General features: G+C 44.3%; 17 protein-coding genes. 6 read left to right on the forward strand and 11 right to left on the reverse strand.

Annotated features, from left to right (window positions below; all coding sequences use genetic code 11):
- Positions 1–96: 96 nt before the first annotated feature.
- The 8 genes from H6F63_RS04430 to H6F63_RS04465 form a co-directional block, all read right to left on the reverse strand.
- Positions 97–1,260, reverse strand: coding sequence for a glycosyltransferase family 1 protein (locus H6F63_RS04430; protein WP_190635224.1), 1,164 nt, complete (start codon positions 1,258–1,260; stop codon positions 97–99).
- Complete coding sequence (locus tag H6F63_RS04435) at positions 1,254–2,177, reverse strand: NAD-dependent epimerase/dehydratase family protein (protein ID WP_190635225.1); 924 nt, start codon at positions 2,175–2,177, stop codon at positions 1,254–1,256. The genes H6F63_RS04430 and H6F63_RS04435 overlap by 7 nt, the downstream gene beginning before the upstream one ends.
- 10 nt (positions 2,178–2,187) lie before the next feature.
- Positions 2,188–2,928, reverse strand: a complete 741-nt coding sequence (locus H6F63_RS04440) for an acyltransferase (protein WP_190424613.1) — start codon at positions 2,926–2,928, stop codon at positions 2,188–2,190.
- Positions 2,929–2,948: 20 nt separating this feature from the next.
- Positions 2,949–3,857, reverse strand: coding sequence for a glycosyltransferase family 2 protein (locus H6F63_RS04445; RefSeq protein WP_190635227.1), 909 nt, complete (start codon positions 3,855–3,857; stop codon positions 2,949–2,951).
- A complete protein-coding gene (locus H6F63_RS04450; RefSeq protein WP_190635228.1) occupies positions 3,854–5,053 on the reverse strand; it encodes a hypothetical protein in 1,200 nt (399 codons plus the stop codon). The genes H6F63_RS04445 and H6F63_RS04450 overlap by 4 nt, the downstream gene beginning before the upstream one ends.
- Positions 5,050–6,387, reverse strand: a complete 1,338-nt coding sequence (locus H6F63_RS04455; protein WP_190635230.1) for a flippase — start codon at positions 6,385–6,387, stop codon at positions 5,050–5,052. Before H6F63_RS04455 ends, H6F63_RS04450 begins: the two co-directional genes overlap by 4 nt.
- 74 nt (positions 6,388–6,461) lie before the next feature.
- On the reverse strand, positions 6,462–7,376 hold the full coding sequence (locus H6F63_RS04460) for a phytanoyl-CoA dioxygenase family protein (protein ID WP_190635232.1): 915 nt from the start codon (positions 7,374–7,376) through the stop codon (positions 6,462–6,464).
- Positions 7,377–7,605: 229 nt separating this feature from the next.
- The gene (locus H6F63_RS04465) at positions 7,606–8,991 is read right to left on the reverse strand and encodes an O-antigen ligase family protein (RefSeq protein WP_190635233.1); all 1,386 of its coding nucleotides are present in this window, start codon (positions 8,989–8,991) and stop codon (positions 7,606–7,608) included.
- A gap of 278 nt (positions 8,992–9,269) precedes the next feature.
- Between H6F63_RS04465 and H6F63_RS04470 the strand changes: the two genes are divergently transcribed.
- The 5 genes from H6F63_RS04470 to H6F63_RS04490 all read left to right on the forward strand — a co-directional run bounded on the left by H6F63_RS04470 (position 9,270) and on the right by H6F63_RS04490 (position 19,964).
- A complete protein-coding gene (locus H6F63_RS04470) occupies positions 9,270–10,739 on the forward strand; it encodes an SLBB domain-containing protein (protein ID WP_190635235.1) in 1,470 nt (489 codons plus the stop codon).
- A 63-nt stretch (positions 10,740–10,802) separates the two neighbouring features.
- Positions 10,803–13,094, forward strand: coding sequence for a polysaccharide biosynthesis tyrosine autokinase (locus tag H6F63_RS04475; protein ID WP_190635237.1), 2,292 nt, complete (start codon positions 10,803–10,805; stop codon positions 13,092–13,094).
- Between the two features lie 131 nt (positions 13,095–13,225).
- A complete protein-coding gene (locus H6F63_RS04480) occupies positions 13,226–15,034 on the forward strand; it encodes an alpha/beta hydrolase (protein ID WP_242019515.1) in 1,809 nt (602 codons plus the stop codon).
- A 327-nt stretch (positions 15,035–15,361) separates the two neighbouring features.
- Positions 15,362–18,952 carry a PAS domain S-box protein gene (locus tag H6F63_RS04485; protein ID WP_190635239.1) on the forward strand — a complete coding sequence of 1,197 codons (3,591 nt, stop codon included), beginning with the start codon at positions 15,362–15,364 and terminating at the stop codon, positions 18,950–18,952.
- 196 nt (positions 18,953–19,148) lie between these two features.
- Positions 19,149–19,964 (forward strand): stomatin-like protein, encoded by an 816-nt coding sequence (locus tag H6F63_RS04490; RefSeq protein WP_190635241.1) that lies wholly within the window; start codon positions 19,149–19,151, stop codon positions 19,962–19,964.
- 21 nt (positions 19,965–19,985) lie between these two features.
- On the opposite strand, the gene folP is transcribed toward H6F63_RS04490, so the two are convergent.
- Together folP and tpiA are read right to left on the reverse strand one after the other, a co-directional pair.
- Positions 19,986–20,981 (reverse strand): dihydropteroate synthase, encoded by a 996-nt coding sequence (gene folP, locus H6F63_RS04495; protein WP_199297676.1) that lies wholly within the window; start codon positions 20,979–20,981, stop codon positions 19,986–19,988.
- An 83-nt stretch (positions 20,982–21,064) separates the two neighbouring features.
- On the reverse strand, positions 21,065–21,790 hold the full coding sequence (gene tpiA, locus H6F63_RS04505) for a triose-phosphate isomerase (protein WP_190635277.1): 726 nt from the start codon (positions 21,788–21,790) through the stop codon (positions 21,065–21,067).
- Between the two features lie 353 nt (positions 21,791–22,143).
- Here tpiA and H6F63_RS04510 point away from each other — a divergent pair, with 353 nt between their 5' ends.
- Positions 22,144–22,545, forward strand: a complete 402-nt coding sequence (locus H6F63_RS04510; RefSeq protein WP_190635242.1) for a pentapeptide repeat-containing protein — start codon at positions 22,144–22,146, stop codon at positions 22,543–22,545.
- Positions 22,546–22,625: 80 nt separating this feature from the next.
- On the opposite strand, the gene H6F63_RS04515 is transcribed toward H6F63_RS04510, so the two are convergent.
- Positions 22,626–24,782: a polyribonucleotide nucleotidyltransferase gene (locus H6F63_RS04515; protein ID WP_190424464.1), complete on the reverse strand. Its 2,157-nt coding sequence runs from the start codon at positions 24,780–24,782 to the stop codon at positions 22,626–22,628.
- Positions 24,783–24,793: the final 11 nt, after the last annotated feature.

Here is a 24,793-nt window from a genome sequence, read left to right on the forward strand (position 1 = left end):
AAAAATTAGAATTTAGCCAGCTTGTTCTCTGCGTAATCTGTACTTAGAGTGGTTCATTTTCCTGCTAAATGTGAAAAACTAAACAAAGCAATCCTGTTATATAACTCCACGCACTATTTTTAAAAACCGCCTACCATACCCTTTTATTCTCTCAACATTATCTTGTTTGGCTAAACTTTCCTTCTCTACATCTGGCCCTGGCGTTAAAGTAGAAAAAGCTTTATCTATGAGCGTTGCCAAATGTTCAGCATTACTTCGCTCAAAAAAGTAAGAATCTGGCGGGCTTTGCTCCAAGTGAACTGGAAAATTAGAGAGTAATATAGGTTTACCAAGAGAACGTGCATCCTCTACAACCGTACTCCACCCCTCAAATAAGGAAGGTTGAATTACCGCTAAACATCTTCTCATTAGCTGAATTTGATCTACGCGAGGAATTAATCCCAAAAGGCGCACTTGCTCCCCTATCCCTAAATCTTTAATTCTCGCCAATAGTTGGTTGTAATAATCAGGATTGCGGTAATCGGTAGCACTTCCCGTACAGGCAACTGTAGGCGTAATACCTTGTTTCTTCAACAAACCCAAAGCTTCAATTACCACAGCATGATCTTTATGTTTCCAGAACTGATTACTCACCAAGAAGAACTTATCTGGAAGTTGATATTTTTTTTGAGTTAGTTTGGGATCTAACTCAAACCATTCGGGTTCGGGACAACTTACAAAATTCATCACAACGCTTCGAGAAGCCGCATCAGGATAGAGATGTTTAAAATCTTGCTGCGCCATCTGACTACTTAGTACAATAACCGGAGCCGCACTCGCAATTTGTTGATGATCTTTGTTGCGTTGCTCGATTTCTTCTGGCGAGAAAAGGTTGGGTAAGTGATAGTGTTGAAAGTCAGGAATCCAACTTCCCCATTGATAAGGTGTGCGGGTTCCGGCTATGGCGGGGTAGAGAAAGTCAATTTTTTGAGGATTTAGCAGATTCAGAGGAATAAAAGAAACCCTCTGAGCTAAAACATTACAAGCTTTGAGATAAGCACGCTGCAACTTAGAAGTAGCATAAATATGGTTAACATAACCGCGTGCAGGTTCTATCAAATTTAGGTCTTTATCGTGAACGGCTACGGTTAGTTTGAGATTAACTTTTTCTTCAGGGGGTAAAGTTGCGATCGCACGCGCTAAATTCTGAATATATAGCACCCCCCCCAGCCAACCAGAGCCACCCACCATGTTGAGGCAAATATGTAAATTTTTCACCATCCTAAAATCTCAGCGCGACACCATTGAACGTACACATTTACACCCCTTTCTATAGTTACTTCAGGGGTAAATCCAAGTTTGGTAAGCTTACTCATATCTGCTTGCCAATTTATCGGCGTTCCTACCGGGGTAACATTATCAAATTCAACTGGGACATATTCCCCAAGTTTCGCTAACATTAACTCGGCTAGTTCCTTAATCGTTGTTTCGACACCATTCGCTAAGTTATAAACCTCAGCTTCACAATCAGCCTTTTCAGCCAAAATGTGAATTGCTCTTGCTACATCTCTCCCATGAATAAAATCGCGGCTTTCGTTTCCAGTTCCCCTTAACTTCAGTGCAGATTGTGTCAAAGCTTTCTGACACATATCCCAAAGAACTTGCCGCCTTAATCCCGGCCCATAGCCTGAAAAAATACGTACTATGGCAGTAGGTAAGTTATAAACTTTGAAAAATTCTGTACAAAGCTGCTCGGACATCATCTTATGAAAACCATAAGGTGAAATTGGCTTCAGGCTTTGGTTTTCCTGAATTGGTAATGTTTCGGGATTTCCGTAGACAGCAGCACTAGAAAGATAGATTAAACGGCATTTTGGAGCGTAAAGACGCAAGCTATCAAGTAGATTGAAAGTAACAGAAACACTGTTACTAAAATCTGCCGATGGATCTGTAATTGAAAGTTCCACTGATGCTCGTCCAGCACAGTGAATACAAATTTCTGGTTGGAACTCTTGAATAACGTTTACTAAATCAGCAGAAGGCAAACTTATTTGTTGATAGCGAAACAAATCTTGCCTGGGTGCATTCTCCGGAGGGCGGTTTCCTATCCCGACAACGCTCCAACCAGTTTCGGCAAATTGACGAGCAACATATCGCCCGATAAATCCTGTTACACCTGTAATTAAAACAGTTTTCATAAGCAGTATATTACTCAAGATCGCCTAAAGTTTTACTAACAGCAATTATTGGCATTCTTGTAGTGGGACATTTCTTCTTGAGAATTTCTAAATACTCCGCCTCACTGGGAATATATTTATCGCTATCTTCGGGATAATCTTTAGCTTTTACCCAAGTTTGAGACTGCATATCAAATCTTTTGACGATCCTAGAAGGATTTCCCACAACTACACTGCACGGAGGAATATCGCAGTTTACAACACTTCCAGCTCCAATAATTGAACCATATCCCACCTTTACACCTTTTAAGAGAGTAGTATTTGCTCCTAACCAACAATTTGCTCCTAACTCTATTACGTCATCGCAGGTAGTTCCAGTAGCGATATAAGGCATAAAAGGGGTATCAAAAAGATGCCCGCTTCCCAAAATTCGACAGTCATTACTAATCATGGCGTAGTCGCCAATTTTAATCAGACCTCCCGCAGTTAGAAAGTTTCTCCGTCCAATAAAACAGTTATCCCCTATGATGACAGAAACCTTTCCTGGTTCCCGTTTGTTAATCACAATTGTTGTATCCTGTCCGATAACAGAATTTTCACCAATTTTTACGTTTCCCCAACCTAGTACATGAACAGATGGTTCAATATAGGTGTTTTTGCCAACATTCCGCCTTTTAGCGAAATAAGCTTTAAAGTTACCCCCCAACCATTTGAGTCTGTCTATTTGGGAATCTGAGAGTTTTGATACTATGAAGCTTTTTATGTTCTTCATAAATTTTAAGGTTTGTTTTACTACTTAATTTTGATTGTGCCTGCTATTTTTCTCTTTAATTTAGACATAAAGCCTACATTAAAGAATTTTTCTTGAATAAGATGATCTGCTTGGAAATCCTGAATCATAAATTGAGGATGTTTTAAGGGTAGATTTATTTCTTGCGTCTGCACATTTGCTAAAGGATTATCGCTAAAAGTGTGAGTAGCATTGGCTCCAAACCCGATATTAGTAATTAAGTTAACTTCAGGGCAAATCCTTAACCCATTTTGCATCCAACAAGCTAACAACCATTGATAATCCCAGCAGGATCTATCTGAAGATTCATATATTTCTTGAAAGAGTTTTTTCCAATATAAATAATACTTTGGTTCTCGCAGATAATTTTCTAGGAACTGAGCCTCTAAAAGTTGCGGAAATAGGTTAATATTGTAATCAAAAAATTTCCAGGCTCTCCGCCACGATGCCCAGCCCCAGTTACCGCCAAACTGGGAAAAATAATAACTTTGCAGAGGCGATCGCCATTCTCCTAAAAGACTTGTACCAGCGATCGCCATCACCCTTTCGTCATCCCGGTACTTTGAGAGCAACTCTTCGCAGAACTGGAAAAAGGTCGGGTGGGGTAAACAATCATCCTCAAAAATTATGGCTTCTTCGACTTGTTCAAAAACCCAAGTGATGCCTGTAGCTGGACGTAACCCACAGCCTAAGTTTACATCCGAATAATTCTTTAAAACCTCACAATCCCAATCTACTCTGTCAATAATTGCACGAGCCGCAGCGCACTGTTCGGCTTCACCCGGCTTATCGGCACGAGGGCCATCAGCAACTACTAAAAGTTTAGGTGGTTTTGCCTGACGAATCGCTTCAAATACTTTTTCAGTAGTTTCAGGACGCTTAAAGATTAACAAAGCAACTGGAGTTTTCATAAATATTTGTCAGCAGTCATATTCTGCTTAAATTCGGTGTAATGTAGCATCATGCTAGAAGCGATCGCTGCTATTTCAGCTAAAGGAGTCTGAAGCGAAACGTAGCGATATCTAAAAGCAGCTAGTCTTGCATCTGCCTCCTGGTAGAGAATATCTTGCGCCAAATTTCCCCACCGATCCTCTGGCATCAAGTCAAGCGTCATGCCAGCATGGCCAGAAGGTAGCAGCATATTCGAGCCATGTACGCCAATTACCAAACGGCTTTCGGCATAAATTTGGCATATTTCCCTTTCTGTTTCTGCATTAAACTTGTCTACCCGCAAATCTTCGATCCAGTCGGGAAATTGAGTTTTTCTACCCAATCCCGCGATCGCAAACTTTGCCTCCGGAACGCGATCGCGTATCTTTGAAAATAGTTTCTGCACCCGCGCATTTTGAAGCTTGAGAGCAATATCAAGCATTTTCAGCTTTCTCAGACTTGTTGATAGCAGCGCATTGCACCATATCCGATCGTCACGCCAGATAAACGTTATTCTAGGCGGATATTTATCAAAGTTATACTGGGGAATTCTGGTAAATTTGCTAATGTCAAAATGACTCGGATGAGAATGTGCCTTGCTGACGTAAATATCATCAAAACGTTGGCATTCTTCAGATACAAATCGGTCAAAATTTGGATAGTAGCATTGCCCCCGCTTTAAAGGTATATTCACCGTCCATATTTCTGCAACTCCCTCCGGAACCATCCATCTAAGAAACTTCGGTACAATAACAATTAAGCCATAATCAGGATAATTGTCTAAATGTCTTTGAGCATTTAATAGTTTTAACAAACTATGTCCATAAAGATAATCAATACAGTTTAAAATTAGGACGCGCTGATGGCATTTAAAAACTTCTTTAGATATTCCTAGTTTCTCTTCTTGAGGATTTTGCAGAGATACAAGCAGCTTTTCTCCTAACCAATATTTACAAAACTCATGACCATAAACTTCGTGTTTTGCTAAATCAACTTGGTATGGAAAATTAACAGCGTGACCAACTTCTAAGTCCTCAATAATTTTTGTATGGCAACTAACACACTTAGATTCGACGCAGACGTGCATCCCTTGCCACAGAATAGTTTTAGGTTTAAGCGGTGCTTCGCAATGGGGACAGGTAGATGGGTGCTGAATGTTCGGTTTAATTTCAATCATCGCACTACCTCTAAAATTCTATTTACACCTTTATATAGGTTGCAAGAGCGGAGAATAAACTTACCGACTGGCTTTAAATCTGGAATTATGAAATTGAGCAATACAGCGACAATAAAATAAGTTATTAAAGTTGCTACAGTTGCGCCTATTGCACCATACTTAGGGATTAAATACCAGTTTAAAATTATATTTAATGAGGCACCTGTAAAAGTTAAATATAATTCGTTGTGAGCTTTGCCTTCAATCATAATAAAAGCATTTCTGGCAACTCCAAAACCACTACCAAACTGCGCCCACACATAAATTGATAATACTGTAGCTGAAGCAGCGTAATTATCGCCGTATAGAAAATGAACAACATAATTAGAAAGTAGAGAAACTGGAATTGCTACCACTAGCCATAAAATTAAAGTTAAATCAAAGTATGCCTGAAATTTTTTGATGTATTCGCTCTCTCCTTGAGCCTTGGCTTCAGTGAGTTTGGGAAAAAAAGATATCTGCATGATAGATGGGATGAAATCAAATATCTGCGATATCTTAACTGCGGCGGCGTAAATGCCCAATTGCACTGTTTGGTTAAACGAACCGAGCATGACCTGATCGATTGTGGAATACACATAAATTGCAATTCCCGACACAATCAAAGGCCAGCTTTCTGTGAGCAATTTCTTAGCACGAGGGAGGGTGCTGCGCCACGCTTTTAAGTCCTGTCCGCTTGCTTGATAAACCATCACCAACCCCACCGCAGCTAAGGCAAGTTCTCCAAACCTTGCCCAGGCAAATGCAATTAGGGGTGCCTGCATTTGAATTAAGACAATTCTGAGAGCGCAAATAAGTATATAAGCGCTATTTTTAACAACAACTGTATATTTAGATTGAACTTGCGACCGAAACCAGAGGTCGATAGTCTCGAAAGCTTGAAAAATCGTTCCAGCGGCGATAATTCCTACGAGCCAATGAGTTAAATTATCTTGGGGCTGTAGCAAAGAAATTGCGCCAAAAGCCAACAAAGTTGTTACAGCACCGCCGAAGAGCTTTAGTGCGAAGGAAGTACCAAGCGTCTCATTTTTACTATCTGGGTGACGCACAATGTCGCGCACCACAATGGTATCTAAGCCCAGATTGGCAATTGGCCCCAAGAGTGCGACGAATGCGATCGCATAGTTAAATAACCCAAATTGCTCAGGGCCAAGGTAGCGAGCAACCCAAATTCCTACTATTAAGCTCAAGCCCATCTGGAGGATTTTGTCAGCAAACAGCCAACCTATGTTGCTGACAACCTTCTTTAAACCAGGACTAAACTTTTGACTTACCAAAGTCAGCTTGTCTAACATCACAATTTTGCAATATTCTAGGGAATAAAAAGTCGCGCTACATAGTTCATGTAGCAAATTCTATAAAAATCCAGTTATTTAGCTTTAGCAGCTTGCAAAGCTTTTCTCACAAATTGAGCGGTTTGCATCAATTTCGGTTGCTCCCATAAATACTGCAATAAATCCGTCTTTAGTTTGGCCGCCGGAGAATATTCTTTGTACATTGAAGGAATCAAGCGATATTTCATCCCGTTGTATGCAGCATATTCTACAGCAGTAGGAGAAGAGGCATTGCGGCTGCCAAATTCATACACCGCTGGCAGATAATGTGCCGTGAGAGACTTTCTAGAATACTTAGGATTAATTGTTTCCAAAGAACCGTGAATGGTTCTGGAGTTCCAGAAAAGTACATCTCCTTTATTCAAGGCTGGTGCATTAATCTCATCTTTATGAGAATTGATATAACCCTTCAATTTTTCTAAATAAAAACGATTAGAAAGCTTCTCATCTTCTGTTAATTCAAAATCTACTAGATGAGATTTTGGCAAAACATAGAATCTACCAGCTTCTTCGTGAATATCTTCCAAGGCAAACCAACCAGCCAGTAAATGACCATTTGGCATAGAGTCTAAGTAGTACCAATCCTGATGGGCTGGGGTAGCAGTGTTCATATCGAACAACATAGTTTGCATTAAATTATGTTCCTCAATACCTGTTAGTTCAGTTAATGCTTCCCTAACTTGCTGCAAACAAAAAATTTTTCTAGCTGATTCAGTAAATGTTGAATGTTTTGGGTAATCGTGAACATCGCGAAAAGATTCTTCGGAATATCCATAATCATTAATTTTATTAGGTTGCCAGCGGTTACTTGACTGCCTAAAAAAAGGAAAATTTGATGTAATAACCTTGGACGCATATTCGTTTAAGAGGTTATCAATTATGTTTTGAGGAATGAGATTTCTAAAAATATAGTATCCGTTAGCTTGATAATAGTCTCTTGGCCTATCCATAAATAAATCCTCTAAAAGCTGCTATTTTCCTATTAATTTAATCGTATGTTATTAAATTATTAGGCAAATGTCTTACGTAATTACGCTGAAATTAAATTATTAGACAAATGTCCTACGTAATTATGCTGAAAAAATATTTTTTACCCTTTCTCGTTCTCAGCCTCCGACTGGGAATGCCTGTTATGAGGCTCATGCTCCTGCGTGGCTTTCTTCAAGAGGGGGAGGCGCACTAACGAAGCGGTTCTTGCAGTCTGGGATGTTCATTACAACTTTCCGTTGTAGAGTCCAGGCACAATCGAACTGTCGCTAAAACATAAAACATCCACGCATAGGTAATTGACATCAAGCCCGTTTCTGTTATGTTTGTCATCACTGCCCACGTAGTAAGTAGAAGGGGCATGACTAATTCAACGTCTGTACTGCGTTTCATGTACTTTACTGATAACGCAATATTAGTGAGAAAAGAAAGTAAAAATAGACCTAATCCTACCAAACCTAAATCTACGGTAAGGTCTAAAAATCCATTGTGAGAATGCTCAGGCTTAAATTGGGTTTTCACTACTAGGATGTCAGCAGCAGGATCGGCTTCTCCTCGCCAAGATTGCCAAAATCCTAAGTATCCATAACCCAGTATTGGATTTTCTTTGATATGCTCGATTACCAGGGGCCAGAAGTCCATACGTCCGGTTAATGACAAATCTTTCCCCAGAGTATCTACAATAATAAATTTTGCATTTTGCGTTACCAAAATAGTCAGACAAATTCCCAGAGCCATGAAAAAGATAATGCAAGCGAAAGCCAATCTAGGTGGCAATTTTTTTATAAACCGGACAATTACTAATACACCTACCAATAAAACCATTAAAACTTTACCCATCCCACTGTTTGAACGTTGGAGAGAATAAAGAGCTAAAGCAGCAAATCCCAAAGATTGCACCTTAGTCTTGGGTTTGCGGACTGACTGCAAATAAAACATGATCGCAGTCAGAGCCATCAAGAAGCCAAAAGCGTTGCCGTGGGGCAAAATTCCCTGCCAGCCTTTAGAAGTTACTCCGATTGACGGTCTGAATAAAGCGTAAAATACACTCACTACAAGTATAATTTGGTTGGTAAATAGTAATAATTCAAACAGTTCTTTCCACTTATACTGTTTTCCAACATAAATACAAAAAACAGTAGTTCCTAAAAAAACCATACTAGCTTTTAATGTATATACTGGGGTTCCTGACCAAGCAGCAGACAGGCATATAAGTAACATTAAAAGACAGAAATAGGGATTTTTCAATATAATTCTTGAATATACAAAGATAATATCTTTAAGGGTGTGTCTTATCCGGGAAAATATAATAAACAAGCCGACAACATAGATTCCTATTTGTAAAAGAAGAGAAAAAAGCTTTTTGCCTTCGAGATACAAAGCTCTAGGGTGTATTTTATCAAAACCACTTAGCGTTACCCCAGCGATCGCAAATATCATCAGCATAATAAAAACTTTTTCTAAAGTGGCAGAAAAAGTTTTATTATTACTAGCATTGCTAAATAATAATAAAATATAAATAACCACCATGCTTAGAATAATGATAAGAAGTAAAGGCTCTGAGGTTATAGTATTCATACCTATTTTATTGGTTAAAAGAACCTGCTAAATTTTCCCTATCCAAATATAAATACATGAAAGACAAATTTACAGTATATTAAATTTATTACATCTGCAAATTTCTTGCCAGATTAAAAAATTATAATCAGCTTGATAAACCAATAGATACTGACCGGGGATAGGTTGCCAGTAATTTATCAGTAAATTTACATAAGGTATGAAGTAAAAAATATTAGCCTTGGCAGTTTATTGAAAGTCAAGCTTAAATTAATAAGGATAAAGCAAGTAGGTTGTGTATGGTCGATGTAGGTTTTTCTAAACAACTCACCCGTGGTTGTGCGAGTTTAATGTGGGCAACACTTACCATTTCTTACCAGTCTCTAACATACGCACAAGTACCCGGTTTTCAGCCAAATGCACCATTAGCACAACCTAATGCCAGCCCCGTGCCAGCTGGTGCAGCTTATACATTAGGCGGAGGCGATCGCCTCCGCATTGATATCTTCGAGGTTCCTCAGTTTAGCGGCGAGTACACAGTTCTAGCAGATGGCACAATCTACCTACCCCTGATTGGCACTATACCTGTCGAAGGGCGAACCGTAGAACAGGCGGCTAATATCATTTCCTCTAAATACTTTCGCTTCCTCAAACGTCCCATCATTACAATGAGCGTTCTGTCTCCGCGTCCCGCAAATATTCGCGTGGGGGGAGAAGTAAACCGTCCTGGAGGCTTCACAATTCCCCTGACAGCAGGAGTCGGAACCTTACCTGGGCTACAATATCCTTCTGTAACCCAGGCAATTGAGTTGGCGGAAGGAGTTACCCTAGCCGCCGATCTTCGTCGGGTTCAGGTACGCCGCAAAACAGCGTCAGGTAAAGATCAAGTCATCACTCTTAACCTTTGGGAACTGGCGCAAACTGGCGATAGACGGCAAGATTTAAATTTACGAGATGGAGACTCAATTTATGTCCCCACAGCCACCACCGTCAACCTAGCAGAAACACGCCAATTAGCCACTACTCGGTTTGCACCACCTCTAGAGAAACCCCGCACCGTTGCTGTGGTAGGCGAAGTTAACCGCCCTGGATCTTATGTCGTCATCGGCGGAAAAACAACATTAGAACAAAGAACGCTGGGAATTCCCAGCGTGACGCGGGCTATCGATTTGGCTGGCGGCATTAAGCCATTGGCTGATGTGCGCCGCGTCCAACTACGTCGCCTCACCAAATCTGGAACTGAACAGCTCATCGATATAAATTTGTGGCAACTATTGCAGACAGGAGATGTGAGTCAAGATGCGATTTTGCAAGATGGAGATACCATTGTTGTTCCCACTGCAACAGTAGTCAACCCCGCAGAAGTAACAGAATTAGCAACCACTAGCTTTTCTCCCAGTATTATTAAAGTTAGTGTGGTAGGAGAAGTTAAAAAACCTGGAGTCGTGGAGGTTGCACCCAATACAACCTTGAATCAAGCCTTGCTAACTGCCGGAGGATTTAACGATGCTAGAGCAGATCGCAAGGCTGTCGATCTGATTCGTCTCAATCCTGACGGCACGGTGTCGAAAAGTAAAGTAAAAATTGATTTAGCCCAAGGAATCAATGAGCAAAATAATCCACTGCTACGGGAAAACGACATTATTGTAGTCAGCCGTTCTGGTAGTGCTAAGACTGGTGACAGCGTGAGAACATTTTTAGAACCCATTGAGAAAGTTTTCACTTTCTTTAACATTTTTAGTCTCTTCGGAATCTTGGATAGGCAGTAATTTGGGTGTTTCGGGTGCATCTTTTTTTGGGTTTTATGTAGCTAACCTTTCTCTAAGTGTTAAATGGATACCGAACACGATTCACAGGCGTTTATTAATAGGCGTAATGGCGGAGGAAACCAGCCTCAATCATTGCCGGGACAGCTCACTGTCAAACCTGACGACGGTGATGAACAGAAATTAGATTTAGCGTGGCTGTTAGGAGTTGTGCGTCGCCGCTTGCCAATTATGGCAGGGGTAGCAATTGTATTGACTGCCATCTCTGGAAGCACGATCGTTTTGAAGTCAAAAAGTATTGTTCCGGAGTATGAAGGCTCATTTCGGATTTTAGTTGAGCCTGTCACCGCTGAAGACAGATTGGCAAAGCAATTTTTATCCTCTCAAACAAATAATGCAGATATCCAAAAAATTGAAGTAGAAAAATCTAGTTTATTGGATTATGAGACTCAAATTAGGGTTTTGCTTAGTAGCAAATTGATGGAGCCAGTCATTAAGGATATGCAGAAAAAATATCCTGATATTAACTATAACTCCATGATTACAAAGCTATTAATATTTAGAGTTAATTATGAGAAAGATGGGACGCAATATGGGACGAAAATTTTAGAAGTTAGTTATCGAGATAAAAATCCCGAAAAAGTAAATTTTATATTGGATAAACTCTCTCGAAACTATCTTAGATACAGCCAACAAGAGCGCTTGTCAAGCCTAAAACAGGGACTGGATTTTATTAATCAGCAGCTCCCGCAGCTACGGGGGCAAGTTGATACACTGCAAGGACAGCTGCAAAAATTGCGACAGCAGTACAATGTGAGCGATCCGGAACAAGCAGACACTTTGCTGTTTCAGCAAGCTCTGGCTTTGGAGAAAGAGCGATTAGATACTCAAGTACAATTGGCGGAAACGCGAGCGTTTTACGCTACTCTGCAAAAACAGTTGAGAGAAGGGAATCCTACCGGAGTTTTAGCTACAGATTCCAAGACATATGAAACCTTAATTGGAAAGCTACAGGGGCTAGAAACTGAGATTGCGTCAATGTCTCCCCAATTCCGTGAAGACAGCCCACCTATTCAGGTTTTAAGGGAAAGGCAACAAAATATACAAAATTTGTTGCGTCAACAAGCTGAAGGAATTCTGAAAAAAGTTGCTGGGCAACTTGAAGGATTGGAGAATCGCTACCAAACGATTGCTCAAACTGAAAGGCAAGTAAAGCAAAAACTTCAACAATTGCCAGATGTTTCCCGACAGTATGGAGATTTACAGCGGAAATTAGAAGTAGCGACGCAGAATTTAAAGGAGTTTTTAGCCAAACGCGAAGCATTGAGGCTAGATGCTGCCCAGCAGGAAGTGCCTTGGGAATTGATTGAAAATCCTCAGCTACGAGTTGATGAAGAGGGCAACCTGCTATCAGTTGCTACGAAACAAACTAAAAAACAGTTAGCGATCGCAATCGTTTTGAGTGCGCTTCTTAGCATCGGGCTGGGTTTCCTGATAGAAGCTCTCAATACAGTATTCCACACCCCTGAAGATGTAAAAGGTGAAACTAAACTGCCGATACTTGGGGTAATTCCTTTCGCCAAAGAACTCAAAAAACCTCCCAAGAAACAAAAGGAATTTGCTTCTTTACCGGAGGTAGGTAGTTTAAATGAAAGTTTGGGCGGCCATCTTGTTAATAATGGCAATGGCAGAGCTTCCTTGAATTTTTACACCGATTCCCCATTCTTGGAAGCATTTCGCTCTCTGTATACAAATATTCGCTTAATTAGTGCCAATAGACCGATTACTTCGTTGGCAGTTAGTTCAGCTGTACCCGGAGATGGCAAGTCTACTGTGGCGATTAACCTGGCGTTGGCAGCAGCAGCAATCGGTCAACGGGTATTATTAGTAGACGCAGATTTGCGCCGTCCGAGTTTGCATAGTCGGTTGAATTTACCCAACGTGCGTGGATTAGGGGATGTTATCGCTACAGACTTGAGTATTAATGATGCCATTGGGCGATCGCCCTCAGATAAGAACCTCTTCGTGTTAACCGCAGGTCAAAATTCCTCAGACCCGATAAAGTTGCTCTCGTCAGATAAAATGCAGTATCTCATCGAGCAATTTCAAGCCCGTTTTGACTTAGTTATCTACGACTCGCCTCCCCTAGTCGGTCTTGCAGATAGCAACATTCTGGCTGCTAATACAGATGGGACTGTGCTGGTTGTGGGAATTGACAAAACAGACCGTACTATGCTGATGAAAGCACTAGATGGATTAAAAATCTCTGGTGGCTCTGTGTTGGGTATAGTTGCCAATGGCTTGAAAGGTTATACGGCTCCCGCGTATCCTTCTTATAGCCGCACTGGAAAAAATTAAAAACTAAAAATTAAAAATAAAAAGGGAAATAGTTCTTTTTTTAGGTTTAATTTGGCATTTTTAATTCTTTGGTCAGAGGAGTAATGATGAAGTTAAAGCTTGACTGGTCTTGTGGTAGGGCGTTACGGCAAATGACTCAAAAAACCCAGACCGGATCAAAACGTCCAGGGAAAGCAATTTCTGGAAGCTGGAAAAGAATTTTCTGGAGTGCAGCGATCGCGCTTTCTGGCGGAGCGATCGCACTCTCATCGAGTCTCGATCCGGTGTTAGCAGCCGAACGAGTGAAAATGCGCTTGGGGCCATTTCACCAGTCAGTAGCGATCAGCGACTTAGAAGAATTTGCCAAAACGGGTAAAGTTCCCCCGACGCTTAAGCACTACCAGCTTTTGCTAACTCCCCAATTTCGGGAAACGCTCAACTCTAGCTTGCAGCTAGATCCCAAATTGGGAGACAAAGTAGTTAAAGACCTGTTGCGATCGCCAGTAGGAAAAGAGTTAATCGAGAAAATCGGCGTGGCTTTGCCCGACAGTAACATTGAAAAAATGCAAGCTGCCTTGAGTCTAGCCGTACAACAAAGCAACGGCTTAAGTGTTATCAGCTTTTTGCAGGCATACCCAGCCGAAACGATAACCTTAGATGCTTCAAGCGCGATCGCTATTGTCCTTGAATTTAACGCCCCCTACTGGGAGAGTAAAGCTTTAAGCTTGCTCTTAGAACGGGAATTGACTGTCGCCGGGGAAAATTTCAGTCCAGCCTTTAACCCAGCAGCTTTCGGTTCTGAGAGAGTGCACAAACAAACTCGGAGTTTTTACGACCGAAGACGCGATCGCGAAATCATCGTCGATCTCTACTGGGCAAACTCATTCTCCGCCCCAGTCTGGAAAGAACTGCCAGAGGTAATAAGGAGAGAGGCAAAAGCGGGAGATCAGGGAGACAAGAAAGATTTGTCTCCCTCACCGAAACCGCAGCAACTCAATATCCCATTGGTAGTCATCTCTCACGGCTTTGGTGCTGACCGCTCATTTTTAGGCTACCTAGCCCGTCATCTAGCATCCCACGGTGTAACCGTCGCCGCCATCGAGCATCCTGGTAGCAATGCCAGCCGACTTTTTGCCGAGCATTTAGGCAGCAGCCCTGTAGGGTTGCCTGGACTTGATCCCTTGCTACCAGCGTCTGAGTTTATCGCCACACCTGAAGACGTTAGTTTTTTGCTAGATCGGTTAAAAAAGCTAAACCAGAAACCAGGCTCCCTACAAGGTAAGCTAAATACCGAGAAAGTCACCGCCATCGGTCACTCCTTGGGCGGTTACACAGCTTTAGCTTTGGCAGGAGCCGAACTGAATTTAGACGAATTGCGATCCGTGTGCAAAAATCGCAACCCGCTTTTGAAATCTGGGGGAGACTGGTTGCAGTGTGCAGCTGCGGATTTACCTGAAAAGAGAGTGCAATTGCGCGATCGCCGGATAGCGGGCGCGATCGCGCTCAACCCGGTTATCGGACAGTTGTTTGGTAAAACTGGACTTGCCCAAGTTGCCACCCCCACCTTAATCTTGACTGGGACAGATGACAATCTCACCCCAGCACTGAACCATCAACTGCGACCTTTTAGGCAACTACCTAATCCAAAATACTTGATCACAGCCATCGGTGGCACTCACTTAAGCATTAGCGACTTTAGCCCCGGCTCCCAAGGCGAAGTTCTCACCCGAAGTACCCTGGTTAACGAAAGAACCGGCATGGTTGCTACTCCTATGCGTCAGTTGCTCCAAGGGATCGGCCTCTCGTTTGTCAAACAACTAACTCCAGCCGCCCCAACTTACGAACCGTTTCTCTCACCCGCCTACACCCAATCTTTTTCTACCCCAAAAATGCCTCTGCGCTTCAATACGCAACTACCAGCAAGCATTCTTTCCTGGCTTAGTTTGTCCGCACTGCCATAAATTGGGGATTGGGGATTGGGAATAGGGATGAGGGAATTGGGGATTAGGAATTAGGGATTGGAAGGACTCTTAGCCAGTCCCTAGTCCCCAGCCCCCAATCCCCAGTCCCTTGTTTTCCGTATCTACCCTCTCCTGTTTTTTACGGAAAGCAACATAGCAAATGGTTACAATTCCCGTAGCATCACGCTTACATCTTCAAGAGAGTTTAGCCTATACTGCATCAAAACAGTTCGGCAAACAACACTAGCTGTCGAAGGGCGCGATCGCAATTCGGGCGGACGACCGGGAAACTACTGCCACCACCCCATTCCCCATCCCCAATGTTCTATGACTCCCAGTTCAGATATTTTTCTTACTAATCACACTCAAGATCAGCCGCCCGAACTACCTCAACAGCAAGAGCCTTTTCCAGGTGGTTCTGTAGAAACATTGCTGTATTTATTAGAGCAAGCGATCGCATATAGCGGTACAGGTATCGTCATTAGCGATGCTACCCTACCCGACAATCCCATCATTTATTGCAACCGGGCTTTTGAAAAAATTACAGGCTACTCCCGCAACGAGATTATCGGCAGAAATTGCCGATTCTTGCAGGGAGCAGATACAGATCCCATCGCTATACAGGAAGTCAGCACCAGCATCCGTGAAGGAAACTCTTGTCAAGTCGTCCTCAAAAATTACCGCAAAGACGGCACACCTTTTTGGAATGAGCTGAAGATTTCGCCAGTCCGCGACACTAAGGGGCGCGTAATTCACTACATCGGAGCGCAAACCGATATCACCGAGCGCGTATTAGCTACAGAAGCTCGCACCACAGCCCAAACAGCACTCAAACAAAGTGAAAAAAAGTACCGCTATTTAGTCGAAATGTCGCAGGATCTAATCTGGTCAACCGACCAAGAAGGGCGGTTTACTTTCGTGAACTCTGCCGCCAAGCGCATTTTGGGTTACGAACCAGAAGAAATGATTGGGCATACCTTCACCGATTTTCAGCCGCCAGAACAACAACAGCAAGGCTGGGAAGTGTATCAGCGGATTTTAGGCACCCAGTCTTACTATCAGTATGAGACAGTACAACTGCACTCGGATGGCACGCCTGTCCATATAAGTTTTAACGCCATTGTTCTGCGCGACGAAGCTGGGTTAGTCTTCGGGACAACGGGCATCGGCAGAGACATCACCGAGAGCAAACGTGCAGAAGTTGCTCTTTTGCAAAGCCAAACATTTCTCAACTCTGTGTTAGACAATCTGCCCGTCGGAGTTTGTTGTAAGAATGCTTCCGATCTCCGTTTTGCGTTCTGCAATAAAACCTGCGAGGAACTGCTCGGCTTTTCCAGACAAGACGTGCTGGGCAAGAATGATTATGACTTATTCCCACAAGAACAAGCTGATTTCTTTACCAGCATCGATCGGGAAGTGTTGAGGAATGGCAAACTGGTAGACATTCCCGAAGAGCAGATTCAGACTGGGCATCAAGAGCTAAGAATACTGCACACCCGGAAAATACCGCTTTTAGATGCCCAAGGAACACCAGAGTATTTGCTGGCAATTACAGAAGAGATCACCGAACGCAAGCAAATTGAGATTCAATTGCGAAAAAGTGAAGAACTTTATCGCACAATAGCCAAAAATTTTCCTAATGGTGCTGTAGTTTTATTTGACAGTGACTGCCGCTACACCTTAGCTGAAGGTACAGACTTAGAAGTTGTCGGCTGCTGTAAAGACAAAGAGTTATTGGAAGGAAAAACCCTGCACGAGACAGTCACGCCAGAAACCAGTGAACTCCTAGAGCCTTCTTTTCATGCCGCACTGGCTGGCACCGAAAATGTCTTTGAAGTGCCTTATCGCGATTCGCGCTTCTGCGGCGATAGCTTTGCTTCACGCATCTACAAAGTGCATACTCTGCCAGTGAGAAATGAAAACGGAGAGATTACCGCTGGCATGATGATGACACAAAACATCACCGAGCGGAAGCAAGCAGAAGAGGCATTGTTGGCGCAGCTTTGCATGGAGGCGCTGCGAGCAGATGTACACCTCGCTTTGACGCAGAAGGCAACTTTGCAACAAAACCTTCAGTTGTGTGCCGAAACCATAGTTCGACACCTTGATGCAGCATTTGCTCGTATTTGGATACTCAACTCGGAGGAGGATGTACTCCAGTTGCAAGCCAGTGCTGGAATGTACACCCATATCGACGGCCCCCATAGCCGAGTCAGAGTTGGCGAGTTTAAAATTGGTATGATTGCCCAAAAGCGCCAGCCACACCTGACCAACGCCGTCCAAGACGATCCTCGCATCAGTGATCGAAAGTGGGCGAAGCGGGAAGGAATGGTTGCTTTCGCTGGCTACCCCCTCTTGGTAGAGGAAAAGCTGGTAGGCGTGATGGCAATGTTCTTTACTCAACCGCTGTGTGAAGCGAAGCAGATGGGGCTGTTCACGGTAGCGAATGCGATCGCTTTAAATATTGAGCATAAGCGAACCACAGAAGCATTGTCCGAAACTGAGGCAAAATTACAAAAGCTAGCCGCGAATATGCCAGGAATGATTTATCGATTCCTCCTGCGACCGGATGGCTTGATATCTTTCCCATACATGAGTCCCGGTTGCCGAGAATTGTATGAACTGGAGCCAGAAGCCGCCCAGAGCGATGTTTCCCTCGTCTACAATCTAATCCATCCCGATGACCTCCAAGAGCATAAAGACTCTGTGGCGCTATCCGCACAAACGCTCCAACCTTGGTACTGGGAAGGACGAATGTATACAGCATCAGGAAAGCTGAAATGGATTCAAGGTGCAAGCCGTCCAGAACTGCAAGCCAATGGCGATATTATCTGGGATGGCTTGCTGATGGACATTACTGAGCGAAAAACTGCAGAGGAAGCCTTGCGATACAAAACTACTCAGCTAGAGCAAACTTTAAAAGAGCTGCAACACACTCAACTGCAACTGGTACAGTCAGAAAAGATGTCCGGTTTGGGGCAGCTAGTTGCTGGTGTCGCTCACGAAATCAACAACCCAGTCAACTTCATCTATGGCAACCTTGTCCACACCGAGGAATATACTCAAGACTTGCTCTACCTCCTGAGTCTATATCAGCAGCACTATCCCCATCCGGTGCCAGAAATTCAGGAAGAAGCCGAAACAATTGACCTCGATTTTCTACTCGAAGACCTCCCCAAAATGTTAACTTCGATGAAAGTGGGGGCAGAGCGCATCCGCGAAATTGTCCTATCTCTGCGGAACTTCTCTCGTCTGGATGAAGCCCAGATCAAGCCCGTAGACATCCATGAGGGCATCGATAGTACGCTGCTGATCTTACACAATCGTCTCAAAGCCAAGCCTGAAAGTCCCGGTATTCAGGTGATTAAAGAATACAGCGACTTGCCCCTCATCGAGTGCTATGCAGGGCAGCTAAACCAGGTATTTATGAATATCCTTGTGAATGCAATTGATGCTTTGGAAGGGGCTGGGGGCTGGGTACTGGGTACTGGGGACAAGGGACTGGGGACAAGGGACAAGGGACTGGGGACAAGGAAATCCCCAATTCCCAATTCTCAATCTCCAATTCCAAATCCCCAATCTCCAATTCCAAATCCCCAATCCCCAATTCCCAATCCCCAATCCCTAATCCCTAATCCCCAATCCCCAGCCCCGGAGATTCGGATTTGCACCGAGGTGCTGAATGCTCAGAGTGTGGTAATAAAAATAAAAGACAATGGATCGGGAATAACTGCGAATGTGCGATCGCGGTTGTTCGATCCTTTCTTCACTACTAAAACCGTCGGCAAGGGTACTGGCTTGGGGCTATCCATTAGCTACCAAATTATCACCCAAAAGCACGGTGGTGTCTTGAAATGTTTCTCAGAACCTGGACAAGGAGCCGAGTTTTGGGTTGAAATCCCTATTTGCCAAAATTGAAATTTCTCGTTTCTACTCTCTGAGTGGGAACCAGACAAACGAACTTGATATGAGGCTCCAGCCTTAGGGTAAGCATTCCGAGCCTTTGGCTAGGAACGAGACAAACAAAGCAAAACGTAAAGTTGCACATTGCTTTCGTTACCATTAAGGTATATAGCTACTTGGAAAGTAGCTTTTTGAGGAAAAAACAAAAGTCATGGACCCGATCACAATTCTTGCTCCCCTAGCCCTACTGATTATCGGCTCAGCAGTGGGTTCTGGGAAAATTATCAATGAGGGTAATCAAGCTTTGGTAGAGCGCTTGGGTCAGTTCCATCGCAAACTAGAACCCGGTCTTAACTTCATCATCCCTTTTGTGGACTCAATTGTAGTGGAGGAGACAACTCGTGAGAGGGTCTTAGACATTGAACCTCAAGAAGCCATCACCAGAGATAATGTTTCTCTGATAGCCGATGCTGTGTTGTATTGGCAGATTTTTGATCTCAAGAAAGCTTATTACGCTATTGATGATATTGAAAACGCGCTGAAAAACCTCGTTTTGACCCGGTTACGAACTGAAGTTGGTCAGATGGAGTTGGAGCAGACCTTTTCAGCTAGAAAAGAAATTAATCAGGCAATGCTGGAAGAGCTGGATGATGTGACTGACGCTTGGGGCGTGAAAGTCACTCGTGTGGAAGTTCTGGATATTATGCCAGTTCAGACGGTGCTAGAGTCGATGGAGCAGGAGCGGGCAGCTGAGATTAAAAAACGGGCATCAATTTTGGAAGCTGAGGGCGCTGCGGAGTATATGAACCGCATTTCTCAAGCTTTGCGATCGCAAGCGAATAGTAAGGAAGTTTTGCAATTTTATCTAGCTCAGAGATTTGTCGATGCTAACTATAGATTAGGCGAATCTCCAAATTCCAAGATTCTGTTTATGGACCCGAAAGCTATGAGCGAAGCACTGGGAGAACTGATGGGAACGGAGACTGACGTACCAAATGGCAGCAATGGCGGCAATGGCAATAAGTAATTTAGAATTAAAAAATTTTTATTAATTTTTAATTCTAAATATGGCATCGGCGACGCGACAGACATCGTGCATTTGTTGAATGTCGTGTACTCGCAGGATATCAGCACCACTCGCGATCGCTCCACAACAAGCCGCCGCAGTTCCCCAAACTCTGGCTTTGGGATCGGGTTGATTTAAAATCCGCCCGATAAAACTTTTCCGGGATGGCCCCACTAAAATAGGCACGCCCAAAGAACGCAACATCGGCAAGGAACGCAAGATTTCTAGGCTTTGCTCGTAAGTTTTGGCAAAGCCGATACCTGGGTCAATGATAATCTTCTGGCGGTCAATGCCAGATGCGATCGCGCTTTCTATCCGGTTTGCCAAAAACTGCCCGATCTCCCCCATCAAATCCTGATAATCTGTCATCTGCTGCATCGTCGCAGGCGTTCCCCGGATGTGCATCAACACAATCGGTACGCCTAAGTCTGCTACGGTGGGCAACATCTGAGGGTCGAAAGTCCCGCCGGAAATATCATTGATCATATCTGCCCCAGATGCGATCGCAGCCCGTGCCACATCCGAGCGTGTCGTATCCACCGAAATCACCACTGACGATTTTGAAGCGATTTTTGGGGAGATTGATGAGGGAGTTGAAGCATTACTGGTTCTTCCCCCAACCTCCCGTTCTTCCCAAAACATCGCCTGATTTTCCCTGGGGGGGTCGGTTGGATCAATTTGTTTATCTTCTCTTTCGCCTTCTCGTAGTGCCTGCACCACTGGCAGCACCCGATGCAATTCCTCTTCTAAAGAGATTTGGGCGGCTCCTGGTCGAGTCGATTGTCCTCCCACGTCGAGAATATCTGCACCAGACGCTATCAGATGCTCAGCCTGCGCCAGGGAAGAAGCGATCGCTCTGAAGTCTCCCCCGTCACTAAAACTATCAGGTGTTACATTCAGCACACCCATCAAATACGTGCGCTTTCCCCACTCAAAGGTTTGTCCCCTGATTGTCAAAAATCCGCTGTCATTAGTCATTAGTCCTTAGCCATTAGTCGTTTGTTAATGGCTAATGACCATTAGCCATTAGCCATTAGCCACTAGCCATTAGCTAATGACTACTACTTATAATTCACAATCCGAGCAAAACTCTCAGGCTCCAGACTCGCTCCCCCCACCAGCGCACCATCAATTTCTGGCTGCGCCATGATTTCATCAATATTATTAGGCTTTACCGAGCCACCGTACTGAATCGAAACATGAGGATTCTTTAACTGAGTGCGAATCAGACCGATTACCCGGTTAGCTTCCGGGGAATCACAGGTGTCGCCAGTGCCAATTGCCCAGATGGGTTCGTAGGCGATAACTAGGTTCTGCTGGTCAACGTCAACAAGACCTTTCTCAAGTTGCGTGACGATCAGGGATTCCGTTTCACCATTCGCTCGTTGTTCTTTGCTTTCACCGACGCAGAGAATCGGGGTTAGACCACAGCGCTGCGCTGCTTTGAGTCGCCGATTAACTGTTTCATCGGTTTCGCCAAAATATTGCCGCCGTTCGCTGTGACCGACGATTACGTAGCGCACACCGATTTCAGTGAGCATGGAACCGGAAATTTCACCTGTGTAGGCTCCCTCCTGCTCCCAGTGGATATTCTGGGCAGATAGCAGCACCCGGTTGTTATGTAAATTCTTCGATAGGATGCCCAGATCAGTGAAGGGAGCCGCGATAACGACTTGCCGCTCCTGGGGGGTTTCTTCCAGGTGGGACATGAATCCTTGCAAAAACTCCAGACTTTCTGCCTGGGTTTTGTACATTTTCCAATTACCAGCAATAACTATTTTCCGCACAGGTAGCTCAGCCAAGTTCACAATGCTAAAAACTGTAACCTCCAGTTTAGTACGGCGCGGGGGAACCTCTGCCTTTAAGGGGATCAATTTTATACATAATGTAGATGCGATCGCGATCTCCTTGATGCTTACCGGGCTTCCCAAAGAGTAGCGTATGCCCCTACACGCGCGGCTTTGCTCTTTTTCCCCTCCCTTCTATCTCTTAGGTATTACTTCAAAAATTTTTCCCAGGCTTTCCTCTGGATTCACCCCACAGGTTCAACCTAATGCAGGATGGTCTGGAATAATCGTAAAACATAAGATTATATCAGAAAGAAAAATAAAGAATTAATAAAATATCGTCGGTAAAAAATATGAAATTAGCAATTCTAGCAACCGCAGCACTTCTACTTCCCTTAAGCTTAGTAGCTCCGGTTCGCGCAGAAAATCCGGCCCATGTCAGACAGTTGATAGAAACTAAACAATGTAAGGGCTGCGACTTAACACAGGCAAATCTGGCAAGCGCTCACCTGGCCGGGGCTGACTTGAGAGGGGCTAATTTGAAAGGCGCAAACTTGTCCAAAGCTAACCTGGAAGGTGCTGATTTAACAGCGGCTAATCTGGAAAAGGCTAATATGACTGCCGCATTTATCAATAGTGCCGATCTTCAGAAAGCAGACTTGAGCGGTGCCAACCTGAGTCAGGCAAACTTGATGAATGCTAACTTAGAGGATGCTGCCTTAGATAATGCAATTCTGCCCAAAGGCATGAGATAGAGCAAGGCAGTTGTTGAAAACTAATACCTCAAATACTGCGGCTCGGTCTGTTACAGACCGAGCTTTGTTCTATCTGCTATTTAACGGTTCGCCGCCGCTTCGCGGGCTGCTGTTGCTTCGTCGGGGTGAATGTTCAAGCGCGTCAAATTAATCCGACCCTTTGAGTCAATTTCTCGCACCTTGACAACCACTTCATCACCGACAGCTACTTCATCTTCTACGCGACCAACCCGATAGTCAGCCAGTTGAGAAATGTGGATCATGCCTTCTTTTCCGGGAAGCACTTCCACAAAGGCACCAATCGGGATAATACGGGTAACGCGACCAGCATAGACATCTCCTTCGTTCAGCTTCCGCGTCATACCCTGGATAATGTTGCGGGCTTTTTTCGCCTTCTCGCCATCCACCGAAGAAATCGTTACGGTGCCATCATCGTCAATATCTATCTTGGCACCAGTTTCTTCAGTGATACTCTTAATCATCTTGCCTCCGGGCCCGATGATCATGCCAATCAAGTCTGGATCGATCTTGATTGTCAGCAAACGAGGCGCAAACGGCGACATTTCGGTACGCGGCTTCTCAATCGTCGTCAGCATTTTTTCCAGAATGTGCAGCCGCGCCCCCTTGGCTTGCTCAATCGCTTTGGCGATTACCTCTATGGGTAATCCGCTGATTTTCATGTCCATTTGCAAAGCCGTGATACCGCTTTCGGTGCCGGCAACTTTAAAGTCCATATCGCCCAAGAAATCTTCGATTCCCTGGATATCTGTGAGAATGCGAACTTCGTCGCCTTCTTTGATTAGACCCATTGCTGCGCCACTGACTGGCTCAGTAATTGGCACGCCAGCATCCATCAAAGCGAGGGTGGAACCGCACACGGAACCCATCGAGGTTGAACCATTGGAAGATAACACTTCCGATACTACCCGAATCACATAGGGAAATTCTTCTTTCGGCGGCAACACTGGCACGATGGCTCGTTCTGCCAGCGCTCCGTGACCGATTTCCCGACGACCAGGAGCGCGCATCGGCTTGGTTTCCCCTACAGAATAGGGCGGGAAGTTATAGTGATGCAAGTAGCGTTTTTCATCTTCTGGGTGCAGGTCATCTGCGAGATCCTGGGCATCGCCTGGGGTGCCGAGAGTGCAAACAGATAATACTTGGGTCAGTCCCCGGTTAAATAAACCGCTACCATGAACGCGAGTAGGTAACAGACCGACGCGACAGGAAACAGGACGCACTTCATCAAGTTTGCGACCGTCTACGCGAACGCCGTCTTCGATAATCTGACGGCGCATCATCTTTTTGGTGATACCTTTGAAAACGTTGCTAACTGCTTTCGAGTTTTCGGCAGCGGCAACTCGTATCGGGTCTTCTTCGGGTAATTGGGCGATCGCGCTGGTGATTTGCGTCTCTTTGATCTCGTCTAGGAGAGCATCACGCTGGTTTTTATCTAAGTCAAATTTAGATAAGACTTCTTTGATTTGAGCGGTTGCGCGATCGCTTATAAAATTCTCTAGCGTCGGGTCTAATTCCGGCGGTGTCTCTTGCACCATCTCTATACCCAGTTCTGCTAAAAGCTCTCGCTGCGCCTGAATTAAATCGCGCACCGCCTCATAGCCAAAATCAATCGCCTCAATCACATCCTGCTCTGGCAACTGGTTGGCTCCAGCTTCCACCATAATCACACCTTCTGGGGAACCTGCCACCACCAAATCCAAATCCCCCGCCTCAATTTCTGCATAAGTAGGATTGATAATAAAATCATCGCCTACTAAACCAACACGCACCGCCGCCATCGGCCCCAGGAAGGGAATTTTTGCCAACAACACGGCAATCGAAGCGCCAGTCACCGCTAGCACATCCGGCGGTACTTGCTCATCCATAGAAAGTGTCGTTGCTACCACTTGCAGGTCATCTCGCAACCAGGAAGGAAACAACGGACGCAGGGGACGGTCAATTAAACGGCTTGTCAGTGTCACCTTTTCCGGCGGCCGCCCTTCGCGTCTCAGAAAACCACCGGGAATGCGACCTGCTGCATAAAGCCTTTCTTCGTAATCTACTATTAAAGGCAGGAAATCAATTCCCTCTCTGCCGGTTGAGCGAGTCGCCGTGACTAAAACTACCGTATCTCCTGACTGAATCAAAACTGAACCCCCTGCTTGTGGGGCAAACAACCCGACTTTCAGTCGAATATCCCGTCCATCAAAGGATATTGACTTGTCTAGTTCTACCATGTGGTACTTTG

The sequence above is a fragment of the Trichocoleus sp. FACHB-40 genome, from assembly GCF_014695915.1.
In the GTDB taxonomy this organism is placed as follows: domain Bacteria; phylum Cyanobacteriota; class Cyanobacteriia; order Cyanobacteriales; family FACHB-T130; genus Funiculus; species Funiculus sociatus.